Genomic DNA, 14,490 nt, shown 5'->3' on the forward strand with positions numbered 1-14,490 from the left:
GGGATTCAACCCGGGCCGCATTAATGCGGCCCCTACGACAATATTCGATTCCGGCCCCTGTAGGGGGCGCATTCATGCGCCCCTGGCCGGACGCAGTGCCGGGATTCAACCCGGGCCGCATTAATGCGGCCCCTACGGCAATATTCGATTCCGTATCCCGCAACGGGATTTAACCCAGGCCGCTATCAGTAACCCGTTTTGCTGCCGCTGGTTGCGTGGCCCAGCGTGCTGAGCAGGTTTGCCAGCAGGCTGGAGGCACCAAAGCGGAAATGACGGGCGTCGGCCCAGCCCTCACCGAGGGTGTCGTCAGCCAGCTTCAGGTAAAGAGCGGCATCTTCTGCGGTGCGCACGCCGCCGGCTGGTTTAAAACCCACCTGCTGCTGCACGCCTTTATCGCGAATAACCTGCAGCATGATGGCGGCAACTTCCGGCGTGGCGTTCACCGGCACTTTACCGGTTGAGGTTTTAATAAAATCAGCGCCGGCATCAATCGCAATTTCTGATGCCGTACGGATCAGCGCCTCTTCTTTCAGCTCGCCGGTTTCGATAATCACTTTCAGCAGCACGTCCGCTGCCGCACACGCCTCTTTGCACGCTTTAACCAGCGCAAAGCCGGTATCACGATCGCCAGCCATCAGAGCGCGATAGGGAAATACCACATCCACTTCGTCAGCGCCGTAAGCGATAGCGGCGCGCGTTTCCGCCAGAGCGATCTCAATATCCGCATTACCATGCGGAAAATTGGTCACGGTCGCAATGCGCACCTCAGGCGTACCCTGTTCGCGCAGCGTTTTACGGGCGATCGGGATAAAGCGCGGATAGATGCAGATAGCGGCAGTGTTGCCCGCAGGGGATTTGGCCTGATGACACAGCGCAATGACTTTTTCATCAGTGTCATCGTCATTCAGGGTAGTGAGATCCATCAGTTGCAGCGCGCGCTGCGCAGCAGCATTAAGGTCAGTCATAACAGGCTCCGGATGTCAGGCCAGCAGCGAGCTGCCGGATAATGTGATTATTTTAACAATTGTCGGGAACTGCCATTGCGAATCAGATCACATAAAAAAGAGATAGCAGCTCGAAATTACATAGAAAATCTGCTTAAGATCTCTTTTTGACGTGAATGCATGGCTAAACAGATCGCAACGCAGATGTAATTATTATCACAAAATCGCGCGCTGAATGGTATCACTCTGATAGATCGCCGGACGGCGATCGGGAAGAAAATGCAAATATACGCAGGCTGTTCTGCCACAGCGCATCGGCAATCACGTCAGCCGGTTCAGGACGCAGCGTGCACAATACCTCAAACACATTGCGCGCCCGCTCAGGCCGGTTGGGCTCTCCCTGAAAACCCTGCAGCGGCATATCCGGTGCGTCAGTCTCCAGCAGCAGCGACGCCAGCGGCAGGCTGGCAATGGTATGGCGGGTTTTGCTGGCGCGCTCCCAGGTAATGGTGCCTCCCACGCCGATGGCATAGCCGAGCTGGATAAAGCGCTCTGCCTGCTGCTGGCTGCCGGCAAAGCCGTGCACGACGCCACACCGCGGCAGATTATGGCGTCGCAGCAGCATCGCCAGCTGATCGTGGGTGCGGCGGGAGTGCAGGATCACCGGCAGATCAAAACGTTTTGCCAGAATGAACTGCGCGTTCAGCAGTCGCGTCTGCTTGTCGAAATCGGGATCGTTCATATAGAGATCCAGTCCGATCTCACCGATCGCTACGCAGTTGCTCTCTGCCTGTGCCAGATACTGCGCGAGCAGATCCAGATGATCGTCCTGATGACGGGCAATATTGATCGGATGCAGGCCCAGCGCCGCATAGAGCGCCGTGTGATCTTTTGCCAGCTGCATAACGCGTGCAAAACGACTCGCTTCTGTCGATGGCACAATAATGCGCTCTACGCCGGCGGCGGCGGCGCGGGCAATGCTTGCGACCGCATCATCAACAAACGGCGGGAAATCAAAATGGCAGTGCGTGTCGATAAATTTCATGCCAGCGATCCTTCATCCCAGGCAGCATCGTTCCCCGCCAGCGGCGGCGTGTGTAACGGCCGCGCGTCCGGCGCGTTTGCAGCGGCGGCGGGCGGTGCAATCGGCAGCGATCGGCGTGCCGGCTCTGCATCACTCAACCACTGCCCCAGCGTAGCCAGAAAATAGCGTCCGCTGCGCCGGCCAAGATGATAATCGTGGTTTAGCGCGGCCACGCGGCTGCCGAGCGCCATGCTGGCCAGAGGACGCGGCGGGCAAATCTCCACAATGCGCAGATTACCCGGCGGCTGTTCAATAAACTGCTGGATCTCGCGATAGCTCGCTTCATGATGATGCAGGATGTTGATCATCGGCTGCAGCGCACTGTCACCCAGCCAGCGCTCCATCCGCTGGAACCATTGCGGCGTATAGAACATCTGCGAAGGCGTGGTCCGGATCACCACAATGGTATCCGCGCCGCGTCGCGCGGCTTCACGCACCGGAATGGCGTCGCTGATGCCGCCATCCAGATAGCTGACGCCATCCATCAGCACGCCGCTGCGATAAAAGCCAGGAATGGCGCTGGACGCTTTGATGATGTCATGCCAGGTCAGCTCATCAGGCCTGAAATAGCGTGCCTGATAATCGTCACTGCGGCAGGCGCACATATAAAATTCGCTGCCACCGGCAAACAGTTTCTGCGCGCTGCTGAACGCCAGAGGAAATTCACTGCGGGTAATATCGATTAGCCAGTCGAGATCGGTAAGATGTCCACCGCGTACAAAGCGCAGCGGATCGAAAAACTGCTTACTGGTGGTATAGCGGGTAATAACACGTCGGGCATAGCCCGGCTGAGCGCAGACAAAGGCGGAGAGATTTTGCGCGCCGGCGGAGGTGCCCAGCATCAGATGAAAAGGGTTAAATCCGGCCCGCTGGAATGCGTCCAGTACGCCTGCGGTGAATATTCCGCGCTGGCCGCCGCCTTCACAGACAAGTGCAATTTTACGGGATTTAAATGGCTGAAGCGCCAGCGGTTCGAAGGAACCGAGTGAGACCGGAATGCGTATACCCAATGGCGTACCCTCAGTAGTTGCTGCTCTGAGGGAGGCCAGAGCGGCATCCCGGAGAACCAGTCATTGTCATTCCCTGACCCACTGCACGGGCAGCTGCGACGGCAGACAATGCCGTCAATGACTGGCCTCCGCTTTACATCACTAGCGGGTTACTGCAATTGATGTGTCTGGTCAGAGTTTTTTGCGCCCGGTAAACAGGCTAACCAGGAACAGAATAATACCGACAATAAAGACAATTTTAGCTGCCCATGCTGCCGTACCTGCCAGACCGCCGAATCCTAAGGCTGCCGCGATCAGTGCAATGACCAGAAAGATAATACCCCAACGAAACATAAGCCTCTCCTTTACCATAGTAGAAATCGAACTGCTTATTCTTCACTTCACTGTTTTATTGCGGAACAGCATCAGAGCGATGCCGTTCCGGCTGCGTTAAGATTTCGCCTTGAGGTCATTCTTCACGCTTTTCACGCCTTCAATGGCTTTTGCGATCTTCTCAGCACGGTCAGACTGTGCCTGATTCGCAACTTCTCCTGACAGCTGAACCACGCCATCGGTGGTTTCCACCTTCACATTGCGCGATGGAACAATGTCGTCTGCTAACAGCTTAGCTTTAATTTCGCTGGTTGTGGCGGCATCACCGGCATAACCTTTCAGCGAGCCTTCTTTATTGTCTCTGACGTGTAGTTTGTCACTGACGGATTTCACTCCTTCAACTTTCTGCACCAGAGCGACAGCCTTTTCAGCCTGATCCTGCGAGGCAACGAAACCGCTTAATGTCACCACACCCTGCTGCGTTTTGACGGAGATATCCGTGCTTTTAATCGCGTCATCATCAACCAGCGCCGCTTTGGCTTTGGCCGTGATGCCGCTGTCATCCATAAAACCATCGACTTTTTTCATAGAACTATCGATTTTGGAACCCGTCGAGCTGGTATCAGCAGCAAATGCTGCACCGCTTAACAGCGCCGTACCGGCCAGTGCAGCAATCAGGGTCTTGGCAATCTTAGTCTTATTCATCGATATGATCCTTCTATCAGTTAATTCACCCGCAAGCGCGAATGCACAACAGCCAACGGCGCCGTTGCCTTGATGGACGTAACCAAACTCGCAGGCCTGTTTTTTCGTACGACAGAATAATCATAGTAGGGATTACAGCTTTTGCTGGCTTTTGTGGTTGATATCTCGCCAGAAAGTCAGAATGACAGCGTAATTAAGAGGAGTCTGTAACAAAAAAAGCAGGACCAGTAATGACTGGTCCTGATAGCGAGGCGGGATCAGTGTTCGCGGGTTTTGCGGAAAACCACGTCAGGATAGCGCTCCTGCGTAATATTCAGGTTAACCATCGTAGGCGCGATATAGGTGAGGTTATCTCCCCCATCCAGCGCCAGATTGACCTCATTTTTACGCTGGAAGTCGTCAAACTTCTTCGCGTCGCTGCACTCTACCCAGCGGGCGGTGGAGACGTTGATCGCTTCATAGATCGCTTCAACGTTGTATTCGCTCTTAAGGCGGGCGACAACCACATCAAACTGCAGCACGCCGACGGCGCCAACAATCAGATCGTTGTTATGCACCGGGCGGAATACCTGCACGGCGCCCTCTTCAGAGAGCTGAACCAGACCTTTCAGCAGCTGCTTCTGCTTAAGCGGATCGCGCAGACGGATGCGGCGGAACAGCTCTGGCGCAAAGTTCGGAATGCCGGTGAACTTCATCGCTTCACCCTGGGTAAAGGTGTCGCCAATCTGAATCGTGCCGTGGTTATGCAGGCCGATGATATCGCCCGGGAACGCCTCTTCAACGTGCGAACGATCGCCTGCCATAAAGGTCAGCGCATCGGAGATCACCACATCTTTGCCGGTACGCACCTGACGCAGTTTCATACCCTTTTCATAACGACCCGATACCACACGCATGAACGCCACGCGGTCGCGGTGTTTGGGATCCATATTCGCCTGAATCTTGAAGACAAAACCGCTGAACTTCTCTTCACGCGCTTCCACAATACGGGTATCGCTTTTACGCGGCATCGGCGCAGGTGCCCAGGAGACCAGGCCATCCAGCATATGATCGACACCAAAGTTGCCCAGCGCAGTGCCGAAGAACACCGGCGTCAGCTCGCCGTTGAGAAACAGCGACTGCTCAAATTCGTGTGAGGCGCCCTGCACCAGCTCCAGCTCATCACGTAGCTGCTGTGCCAGCTCTTCGCCCACCGCCGCGTCGAGATCGGGATTATTCAATCCTTTTACAACGCGCACGTCCTGAATAGTATGGCCTTTACCGCTCTGATAGAGATAGGTTTCATCTTTATAAAGGTGGTAAACCCCTTTAAACAGCTTGCCGCAGCCGATTGGCCAGGTAATGGGGGCGCAGGCGATCTTCAGCTCGCTCTCAACCTCATCCAGCAGCTCCATCGGATCGCGGATGTCGCGGTCCAGTTTGTTCATAAAGGTGATGATTGGCGTATCGCGCAGGCGGGTTACTTCCATCAGCTTGCGGGTACGATCCTCAACCCCTTTCGCGGCATCAATAACCATCAGACAGCAGTCAACGGCGGTCAGCGTGCGATAGGTATCTTCCGAGAAGTCTTCATGCCCCGGCGTATCCAGCAGGTTGACCAGGCTTTCACGATAGGGAAACTGCATCACCGAGGTGGTGATTGAAATACCACGCTGCTTCTCCATTTCCATCCAGTCTGATTTAGCATGCTGGCTGGAGCCGCGGCCTTTAACAGTACCGGCAGTCTGGATAGCCTGTCCGAACAGCAGGACTTTTTCGGTGATTGTGGTTTTACCAGCGTCCGGATGCGAGATAATCGCAAAGGTACGGCGGCGCGCCACTTCTTCTAAAAAGGGAGCATTAGACATGAGTGCGTTCTTCTTCAGGGCGGCGCGTCTGTAACGCGCGGCAGATAAATCGTTCCGGAACCTGTCCGGTGGGTAACAGTGCCAGTGGCAACGCCGTGGCGTCACTGCACAGCAGCGGTTCGCGGCTGCGCTGGCGGTGCTCCGGTTATCCGGTCAGCGTTGAGGCGGCATAGCATACAATATTTCAGCAGGCGGGGAAATCATGACTGTAGCGCGCAGGTAACCGCTTACGGCTCCGTCCGCATCCGGTTATGGCAGGCGAATGGCACTCAGTTAACAATGAGAATTCGTCGCATTCAGAATGTTGAATAATTCCATTTGTATTCAATGATATAAATTAAAATATTGTATAAAAAAGCCTTCACATAAAAGCGGATATTGCTGCATAATTCGCCGTAAATTTTCTGACTGCTTAATAAGGACGCAGCTATGTTAACTGCTGAAATGACCTCTCGCCTGAACGATCAGCTTAATCTGGAGTTCTTCTCTGCCAACCTCTATCTGCAGATGAGCGCCTGGTGCAGCGATAAAGGATTTGAAGGGGCCGCCTCTTTCCTGAAAATGCATTCGCGTGAAGAGATGGAGCATATGCAGCGCCTGTTTGATTATGTCAGCGACGCGGGTTCTATGCCGGTACTGGGCAGCATAGCGGCACCGGCTGTGAGCTGGAACTCTCTGAGCGACGTGCTGAGTGAAGCGCTGAAGCATGAGCAGCTGATCACGCAGAAAATCAATGAACTGGTACACACCGCGCTGACATCGCAGGACTACTCTACTTTTAATTTCCTGCAGTGGTATGTGGCAGAGCAGCATGAAGAAGAGAAATTGTTTAAAACCGTGCTCGATAAACTGGCGCTGGTGGGTAACAAAGGTGAAGGTCTGTTCCTGGTGGACAAGGACCTGGGCCGCATGAACGTGGAAGGTCACGGTCAATAATAAAAAAGATGACATACAGCAAGCAGCAGCGCCCGGTTTTGCCGGGCGTTTTTTTTATGCTGAAAGCGTGCGCTCAGAGGGCGATGAGCCTGCAGACGGCCAGGAGTGCATAAACGCGCGCCCTGCATTGTCACGTCGCCACTCACGGCGCCATCTTACTCCAGCGCTTTCAGTCGCAGCTCTGAAGGTTGCGGGCGGCCAAACAGGTAACCCTGAAACAGCGTGCAGCCCTCTTCACGCAGCTTCGCAAACTGTTCGCTGTTCTCCACGCCTTCCGCCGTGATCTGAATATCCAGGCTGCGGCTCATGCCGGTTATTGCCCGGATGATCGCCAGCGCTTCGCGGCTGTCGCCCATATCGTTGATGAAAGACTTATCGATTTTGATCTTATCGAACGGGAATGAGCGCAGATAGCTCAGCGAAGAGTAGCCGGTGCCAAAATCATCCAGCGCAATCTGTACGCCCAGCGCTTTAAGGTTCTGCAGCGTCCGGATATTGCCCAGCGTATCGTCCAGCAGCACCGACTCCGTGATCTCCATCTCCAGCCGATGCGGTGCCAGACCTGACTCCTTCAGCGCCCCCTCAACCACCGACACCAGCGAGCTGTTTTTAAACTGCAGCGGTGAGAGATTCACCGAAACGGACTGTTCGGTGTTCCAGCTCTGCGCTTCGCGGCACGCCTCATACAGCGCATAGGCACCCAGCATATGAATCAGCCCGGTCTCTTCAGCAATCGGGATGAAATCCACCGGCATGATTAAGCCTTTGACCGGATGGTGCCAGCGCATCAGCGCTTCATAACCAATAATGCCGCTCTGACTGGTAATGGGCTGATAGTAAAGTCTGAGCTGCCGCCCGGTAATCGCATCACGCAGATCGTTTTCAATGATGCGCCGGCTGCGCGCCTGGTCATCCATCTCTGGCGTAAAGTGCTCATAGCGGTTACGGCCGTTACGCTTCGCCTCGTAGAGCGCCATATCGGCGCAGCGCAGCATATGTTCCGGCGTGTTGACGGCCTGGGTGGTCAGGGCGATCCCCACGCTCAGGCCCACGGTAAGATTATGCCCTTCGACATTCATGGGCGGATGAATCGCCTCGATCAGGCGCTGCGCCACCGTGGCCGCTTCGTCAGCGTTGTGGATATCGGGCAGCACAATAGCAAATTCGTCGCCGCCGATGCGGGCCAGCGTATCACGCTCACGCAGCACGCTGCGCAGCCGCTTAGCCACCGCGCGCAGCAGATCGTCACCAATCTGGTGGCCAAGCGCATCATTCACGTTTTTGAAATTATCGAGGTCGAGACAAAGCGTGGCGCTGATCTGGTTCTGTGCCGTGTCGTTACGCAGCGCTTCGCTGAGTTTTTGCCGGAACAGAATGCGGTTAGGCAGGCTGGTCAGGTTGTCGTGATGCGCCATATGGTGAATACGCGCATCCGCTTCGCGCTGGTCAGTCACATCTTCCACGATCAGCATGACATAATTTTGCCGCATATCTTTGCCGGTGATGGTGGTGGCGCGGGTATGCAGAACCCGCTCACCGCTGGCAGTCAGCAGCAGCTGCTCGCGGGCGTGAATGCCTTCACTGCGCAGCGCAATATCCGCCAGGCTATTAAAGTAGTCGCTCAGTTCGGCAGACATGCACTCGTGCGGACGCTTATGCATGAGCAGCGATCGGCTCAGCCCAAACAGCTGCTCAGCCTTGGCATTCACCATCAGAATTTCGCGGCTGATAGCATCCTCCACAATCACGCAGGAGGGGATGTTGCTGATGATGGTGTCGAGAAAGGTCGACAGCTCCGACATTCTGCTGCTCTGCGCCTGTGCCAGATCGCGCGCGCGCAGAAGCTGCTGCTCATGTTCACGCCGCTCCGTCACGTCGCGCGTGATTTTGGCAAATCCGATCAGGCGTCCACTCTCATCATGAATCGCGTCAATTACCACGTGCGCCCAGAAAGCCGATCCATCTTTCCGGTAGCGCCATCCCTCATCTTCAAACCGCCCGGTTTTTAGCGCAATGCCGAGGTTTGCATCCGGCAGATGGAGCTGGCGCTCCTGCGCGCTGTAAAAGAGTGAGAAGTGCTGCCCCACAATCTCATCTGCGCGATATCCTTTAGCGCGCTGCGCCCCGGCGTTCCAGTTAACGACTCGCCCCTTCAGGTCCAGCATGTAGATAGCGTAATCGGTGACGCCCTCCACCAGCAGCCGAAACGTTTTTTCATGTTCGCGCTGCTGGCGCAGCAGCGCCTGCTGTTCAGTGCAGTCGCGGGTAATTTTTGCGTAGCCAATCAGTTTCCCGGCGTCGTCGCGAATTGCGTCGATGATAACGTGCGCCCAGAAAGCGGAACCATCTTTACGATAGCGCCACCCCTCATCTTCAAAACGTCCGGTTTTAAACGCGGTCGTAAGATTCTTTTCCGGTAGATGGTTCAGACGATCCTGCGCGCTGTAAAAGCGGGAGAAGTGCTGTCCGACAATTTCCTCTGCCACGTAGCCTTTTGTCCGCTGAGCCCCGGCATTCCAGTTCTCAACGTTGCCCTCCAGATCCAGCATATAAATCGCATAGTCGGTTACGCCCTCTACCAGTAAACGAAAGCGCTGCTCCTGTTCACGCTGCCTGCGCTGCTGCGCCTGCTGCTGCGTGTAGTCGCGGGTGATTTTGGCAAAACCCAGCAGCTCGCCCTGCTCATCCCGGATAGCGTCAATCACGACGTGAGCCCAGAACGCGCTGCCATCTTTGCGATAGCGCCAGCCTTCGGTTTCAAACTTACCGGTTGCGGCAGCAACAGAGAGACCGCGCTGCGGCGCGCCGTTTTTGCGCTCCTCTTCGCTATAAAACAGCGCAAAATTTTTACCAACGATCTCATCTGGCGTATACCCTTTGGCGCGCTGCGCACCGGTATTCCAGTTAGCAACGGTACCGTCAGGTTTGAGCATGTAAATGGCGTAATCTACGACGCTCTGCACCAGCAGCCGATACATTACATCAGAGTTATTGTTCATATTTTGTGCCTGTTCCGGCCTGATACAGCATCGGCTTTTCAGAAGATTCTTAATTATTTCAGACTTAAACGCAAAAGTGCAGCGCTGACAAGCGCTAATCGATTTCAGACAAAATCTGGCAGGAGTGTTATCGGCAGTGGCGAGAAAACGTTCAGAGAAATACATCATTCCTCGTGGCTACCTGCTATTTATGGCAGGTCAGTCGGGGAAGAGCATGCAGGAAAGCCGCATACCGGAGAGAGCCGGTATGGGCAGAGAGACGAGACGCTGTCGCTGGCCTATCGGGCTGCCAGCTGCTGCATAACCGGCAGCCACAGGTCGGTCATCATCCCTTTGCCGCCGGTAAGCGGGTCGCGCGGGGGCAGAGGAACGCGCTGAATTTGCTCTCTGGCTGCACGCAGCCGCGAGGGTTCATCGCGTATTGTTTCGGGCGTCATTCCTTCCGGATAAGCGCCGACCATGAAAAAATCGTCTGACGCGTAAACCTGTTTATGCCCGACGCCTGCCGGGATCAGCACGGCATCACCTTCACGCAGCACCACCATACGCCCGCTGTCGCCGCCCAGCAGGATCTCAGCCCAGCCCGCCCCGACGCCCAGCACCTCATGCGTATTCGGATGATAGTGGGTATAAGGGAATACCGGCGCGCGCCATGCGGCAGGCCAGCCGCTGGCGGTAAAGGTCGTTTCAAACCAGCGTGCGCTATCTTCCGTGTCATCCGGCACCACACGCGGCCAGATAATCAGCGGCAGCAGGCTGTTCGGCACGCCGCCGCTGGCGTGAGAGAGCCGCAGATGCTGCGGGTTAAAGGAGGCGCCTGCTGAAAAGGTGCCGGCAGCAAACGACATCGATAACAGCAGGCTGGAAGAACAGGACGCCATGAACGTGCTCCGACAAATAATGTTAATTAATTGTGGCAATTTCAGGCGGTAATGCAATGTGGCAATATCTGAAAAAATCCCTGTTAATTAGTCGCTTAGTAACTTAAGCCAAATTTTTCGTTTCGGCGTTGCCGGTTTGTGATAGCGATCGCTCTCCGGGAGAGAGGTTGCGGTGCGCGCTCAGGCGGTTTTATCCAGATCGCACTGGCTGCTGACAAAATCGGGCAGTTCATTTACGCGCTCAGGTGGCAGCGGCCTGCCGAGCAGGTATCCCTGCAGCGTGTCGCAGCCAAGGCCGGTCAGAAAAGCCTGCTGATCGGGCGTCTCCACCCCTTCCGCGACCACTTTCAGATCCAGCGACTGCGCCAGCGCGACAATAGCGGAGACGATAGTGGCGTCCTCGGAATTTGCCTGCAGCTCATTCACAAACGCGCGGTCGATCTTCAGTTCACTGGCGGGCAGTCGCTTCAGATAGAGCAGGCTGGAGTAGCCGGTTCCGAAGTCATCAATCGACGCCTTTACCCCCATGCTGGTGAGTTCAGTCAGGATACGCACGCTCTCTTCCGGATCGCGCATCGCCGTGGTCTCTGTCACCTCCAGCGTCAGCTGCTCTGCCGGGATCTGATGCGTTTTCAGCGCCTGCGTCACGGTGGTAATCAGCCCGGACTGCTCAAACTGCAGCGCAGAGAGGTTCACCGCAACTGACCAGGCGGTATGCCCCTCCTGATGCCAGCAGTGCAGCTGGCGGCACGCTTCGTTGATCACCCAGTTACCTATATTTATGATTAAACCGGTTTTTTCTGCGCCAGGCAGAAACAGATCAGGCGTAAGCAGACCGCGCTGCGGGTGCTGCCAGCGCAGCAGCGCTTCAAAACCGAGAATCGGCCCGCCGGGGGCACAATACTTCGGCTGGTAAAACAGCCGCAGTTCACGGTTATCCAGCGCCTGCCACAGATCGTTGTTAAGCTGCAGCTGCGACTGCGCCAGAACATTCATTGAGGGCTGGAAGAAGGTGTAACCGTTGCGGCCATTGTGTTTGGTGTGGTACATCGCGGCATCAGCGTTAAACATCAGCTCGCGCTCATCTCTGCCGTCGCCAGGATAGACGGCAATCCCGATACTTAAAGAGACCACCAGCTCATAACGCGATATGGCAAACGGCCGGTCAACGGCCTTCACCAGCATATCGGCCACCGAGGCGGCGTCATTGGGATCGTCAATCTCCAGCAGCAGCACAAACTCATCTCCGCCCATTCGCGCCAGCGTATAGTGCCCCTGCATCTGGCTCATCATACGTTCCGTTACGCTCACCAGCAGTTTATCGCCGATATGGTGCCCGAACGCATCGTTAACCGCTTTAAAACCATCAAGATCCATAAACATCAGTGCAAACTGCGACTTCTCGCGATTGGCTTTGTTGATCGCCTGATCGAGCCGATCCTCCAGTAAAATGCGATTGGGCAGCCGGGTCAGGTTGTCATGCAGCGCCAGCTGGGCCAGTTCACGGTTCGCCTCTGCCAGCGAGCGCGCCAGAATTGACGTGCGCGCCTGCATACGCGCATCCAGCATAGAGACCAGCAGCGTAATGCCGAGTATCGCCAGCGTCACCACGGTGACAATCATCGCCAGCCAGTCGCTGTTTACCCCGTGATGTGTGACGTGGCTGCTCGCCGGAAATCCGGCCGCCGCCATACCGGTGTAGTGCATGCCGGCAATGGCACACCCCATAACAACCGAGGCGCCAAAACGCAGCAGCGTTACCCGGCCATAGCTGTGGCGCAGGTGAAAGGCCAGCCAGAGCGCAGCCCCTGATGCGAGCAGCGCAATCAGCACCGAGACGGCGATCCAGCCCCGGTTCCAGATAATACCCGGCATAAACATCAGCGCCGCCATGCCGGTATAGTGCATAGCCACTACGCCCGACCCCAGCACCAGCGCGCCGCCAGCCAGTCGCCGCCACGGCAGCTCTCCCACGCAGACCAGCCGCAGGGCAAAAATCGAGGCGAGAATAGCAACCAGCATGGAGGCTGCAGTGAGCACCGGATCATAGCTCATCTCCATATCGAGATTCATGGAGAGCATGCCGATAAAATGCATCGCCCAGATTCCTACGCCCATGGCAAAACCGCCCCCCAGCAGCCAGATGAGCGCGACGCGACCTGACGAGGAGGCGACCCGGCCTGCCATATCCAGCGCAGTAAAGGAGGCGAGCATGGCGACAATAATTGAAACGATAACCGTGAATGAGTCGTATGACGTTACCAGCATAGGGAAGTCCGGATTAACGCTGTTTCCAGCTATAAAGTCGTGTAAACGGCATCCCTGCAGCTTTTGAACCGCTATCGCCCTTCCTGAACGAGGCAGAAATCCAGCCCTCTTCCCGCGCCAGACGACAGCAGGCTGGCAGCAAGGCCAGCCACTGTTATGACTCTATTATCGGCCTGCGGGCAAAAATAATGAGTAGAAAAAGCGTGTCAGAGATTAGACGTACTACCAGGCTGAACTATAGTAAATAAAACTGATGTAAATCATAAAGCAACCTCAGTGCTAATCTGGGGGAAGCGCCATGTATCGCCTTAATTCTCTTTGCCAGCGGCATTTTACGGGTTCGTTTTTTATTAACAGGCCAGGTGGAAAAGCATCGACTCCGGATAATCAGTAAGGAATGATTATGAAACTCAAGCTTTTTCTTATGACCGCAGGCCTGTACACAGGATTGACGTCCGTAACGGCCCTGGCAGCCACCACTACCGGGGCGATCAACGCCACGCTCACGCTGACGACCGGTTGCCTGGTCAACGGTCAGTCAGCCACCACCGGCGTCAATTTCGGTACCCTGAACTTTGGCAGCAGCGCAGCTACCTTTGATACGCTGAATGCCACGCTGGTGGGCGCGGCCGGCAGCGGTATCTATGTGCGCTGCACAACCGGACAGACCTTTAATGTACAGGTCACCAGCAGCAACGGCGCGCCGGGCACGATTTACGGCACCGTCAGCGGCCAGCCGCGCTACCTCATTCTGGGCTCGGATAATACGCGGGGCATCGCCTATACCCTCTACAGCGACGCCGCCTTTACCACCGCGATAGCGAACAACACCAACATTGCCGCCAGCGGCACCACCGATCCGACGCTGGGCACCAACTATGCCATCTATGGTCGGGTCGTCGGCGGCGGCTTCAACCCGCTTATCCCGGCGGGTACCTATACCGACACCATAAACGTGGCGGTGAATTACTGAGCGCGGGCGCGCGCAGTGAGGCTATCCCTCTCTCTCTGGCGGGCGGCGGGGCTGATAGCAGCCTTCGCCTGCCTGCCGGCAGATGCGCTGCCTGTGGCAAACTTTCAGGTCGCTGCGTCCATCGTGGCGGGCTGCGTGGTGTCGGGCAGCAATACGGGCGTGTTTGGTACGCTCAACTTTGGCTCGCACTCCGGCGTGGCTACGGGAAACTTCAGCGCAAGCTACCTGCAGAGCACAACGCTAAACCTGGCATGCACGCCAGGCACCGCCGTCAGCATGAGTATTGACGGCGGCGCTAACTACACCTCTGTCCGCAATCTCAAACACACCAGCAGCAGCAATACCGTTGCCTACCGGCTCTTCAGTAACGCTGCGCTGACTGCGCCTATACCCATTAACAGCGCTATAGCGCTGAACTATAGCAATGCGAATACGATTACGCTGCCTGTTTATGGTCAGCTGACGCTGCCTGGCACCGCGCAAGCCGGAACCTATACCGACACGCTGACCGTCACCCTGAGCTGGTGATGC

At 56.0% G+C, this 14,490-nt stretch carries 12 protein-coding genes; 3 read left to right on the forward strand and 9 right to left on the reverse strand.

Annotated elements, in window-relative coordinates; genetic code table 11:
• Positions 1 to 185: 185 nt before the first annotated feature.
• From deoC to prfC, 6 genes are all read right to left on the reverse strand, one after another.
• A complete protein-coding gene (gene deoC, locus B4056_RS01205; protein ID WP_039380141.1) occupies positions 186 to 965 on the reverse strand; it encodes a deoxyribose-phosphate aldolase in 780 nt (259 codons plus the stop codon).
• A gap of 220 nt (positions 966 to 1,185) precedes the next feature.
• Positions 1,186 to 1,989 (reverse strand): TatD family hydrolase, encoded by an 804-nt coding sequence (locus tag B4056_RS01210; RefSeq protein ID WP_288653540.1) that lies wholly within the window; start codon positions 1,987 to 1,989, stop codon positions 1,186 to 1,188.
• Positions 1,986 to 3,038, reverse strand: coding sequence for a patatin-like phospholipase family protein (locus tag B4056_RS01215; RefSeq protein WP_288653542.1), 1,053 nt, complete (start codon positions 3,036 to 3,038; stop codon positions 1,986 to 1,988). Before B4056_RS01215 ends, B4056_RS01210 begins: the two co-directional genes overlap by 4 nt.
• 171 nt (positions 3,039 to 3,209) lie before the next feature.
• A complete protein-coding gene (locus tag B4056_RS01220; protein ID WP_065648197.1) occupies positions 3,210 to 3,371 on the reverse strand; it encodes a DUF1328 domain-containing protein in 162 nt (53 codons plus the stop codon).
• A 96-nt stretch (positions 3,372 to 3,467) separates the two neighbouring features.
• A complete protein-coding gene (gene osmY, locus B4056_RS01225) occupies positions 3,468 to 4,055 on the reverse strand; it encodes a molecular chaperone OsmY (RefSeq protein WP_288653544.1) in 588 nt (195 codons plus the stop codon).
• A gap of 257 nt (positions 4,056 to 4,312) precedes the next feature.
• Positions 4,313 to 5,902: a peptide chain release factor 3 gene (gene prfC, locus B4056_RS01230; RefSeq protein WP_039380149.1), complete on the reverse strand. Its 1,590-nt coding sequence runs from the start codon at positions 5,900 to 5,902 to the stop codon at positions 4,313 to 4,315.
• A gap of 429 nt (positions 5,903 to 6,331) precedes the next feature.
• Between prfC and ftnA the strand changes: the two genes are divergently transcribed.
• Positions 6,332 to 6,838, forward strand: coding sequence for a non-heme ferritin (gene ftnA, locus B4056_RS01235; RefSeq protein ID WP_039380152.1), 507 nt, complete (start codon positions 6,332 to 6,334; stop codon positions 6,836 to 6,838).
• Between the two features lie 155 nt (positions 6,839 to 6,993).
• On the opposite strand, the gene B4056_RS01240 is transcribed toward ftnA, so the two are convergent.
• The 3 genes from B4056_RS01240 to B4056_RS01250 all read right to left on the reverse strand — a co-directional run bounded on the left by B4056_RS01240 (position 6,994) and on the right by B4056_RS01250 (position 12,986).
• On the reverse strand, positions 6,994 to 9,837 hold the full coding sequence (locus B4056_RS01240; RefSeq protein ID WP_094110962.1) for a sensor domain-containing protein: 2,844 nt from the start codon (positions 9,835 to 9,837) through the stop codon (positions 6,994 to 6,996).
• 278 nt (positions 9,838 to 10,115) lie between these two features.
• On the reverse strand, positions 10,116 to 10,718 hold the full coding sequence (locus B4056_RS01245; RefSeq protein ID WP_094110963.1) for a hypothetical protein: 603 nt from the start codon (positions 10,716 to 10,718) through the stop codon (positions 10,116 to 10,118).
• A gap of 180 nt (positions 10,719 to 10,898) precedes the next feature.
• The gene (locus tag B4056_RS01250; RefSeq protein ID WP_288653549.1) at positions 10,899 to 12,986 is read right to left on the reverse strand and encodes a putative bifunctional diguanylate cyclase/phosphodiesterase; all 2,088 of its coding nucleotides are present in this window, start codon (positions 12,984 to 12,986) and stop codon (positions 10,899 to 10,901) included.
• A gap of 403 nt (positions 12,987 to 13,389) precedes the next feature.
• Between B4056_RS01250 and B4056_RS01255 the strand changes: the two genes are divergently transcribed.
• A complete protein-coding gene (locus B4056_RS01255; protein WP_039380159.1) occupies positions 13,390 to 13,959 on the forward strand; it encodes a spore coat protein U domain-containing protein in 570 nt (189 codons plus the stop codon).
• Positions 13,960 to 14,010: 51 nt separating this feature from the next.
• Positions 14,011 to 14,487 carry a Csu type fimbrial protein gene (locus B4056_RS01260; protein WP_039385638.1) on the forward strand — a complete coding sequence of 159 codons (477 nt, stop codon included), beginning with the start codon at positions 14,011 to 14,013 and terminating at the stop codon, positions 14,485 to 14,487.
• Positions 14,488 to 14,490: the final 3 nt, after the last annotated feature.

Origin of the sequence: Pantoea sp. UBA7232 (genome assembly GCF_002473195.1) — a bacterium.
GTDB classification, from domain to species: Bacteria; Pseudomonadota; Gammaproteobacteria; order Enterobacterales; family Enterobacteriaceae; genus Pantoea; species Pantoea eucrina.

Bases quoted from the DNA above. Each gene is read 5' to 3' on its own strand.
- ftnA (WP_039380152.1), top strand. From the start codon at position 6,332: ATGTTAACTGCTGAAATGACCTCTCGCCTGAACGATCAGCTTAATCTG.
- B4056_RS01220 (WP_065648197.1), bottom strand. From the start codon at position 3,371: ATGTTTCGTTGGGGTATTATCTTTCTGGTCATTGCACTGATCGCGGCA.
- deoC (WP_039380141.1), bottom strand. From the start codon at position 965: ATGACTGACCTTAATGCTGCTGCGCAGCGCGCGCTGCAACTGATGGAT.
- B4056_RS01255 (WP_039380159.1), top strand. From the start codon at position 13,390: ATGAAACTCAAGCTTTTTCTTATGACCGCAGGCCTGTACACAGGATTG.
- osmY (WP_288653544.1), bottom strand. From the start codon at position 4,055: ATGAATAAGACTAAGATTGCCAAGACCCTGATTGCTGCACTGGCCGGT.
- B4056_RS01240 (WP_094110962.1), bottom strand. From the start codon at position 9,837: ATGAACAATAACTCTGATGTAATGTATCGGCTGCTGGTGCAGAGCGTC.
- B4056_RS01245 (WP_094110963.1), bottom strand. From the start codon at position 10,718: ATGGCGTCCTGTTCTTCCAGCCTGCTGTTATCGATGTCGTTTGCTGCC.
- B4056_RS01250 (WP_288653549.1), bottom strand. From the start codon at position 12,986: ATGCTGGTAACGTCATACGACTCATTCACGGTTATCGTTTCAATTATT.
- prfC (WP_039380149.1), bottom strand. From the start codon at position 5,902: ATGTCTAATGCTCCCTTTTTAGAAGAAGTGGCGCGCCGCCGTACCTTT.
- B4056_RS01210 (WP_288653540.1), bottom strand. From the start codon at position 1,989: ATGAAATTTATCGACACGCACTGCCATTTTGATTTCCCGCCGTTTGTT.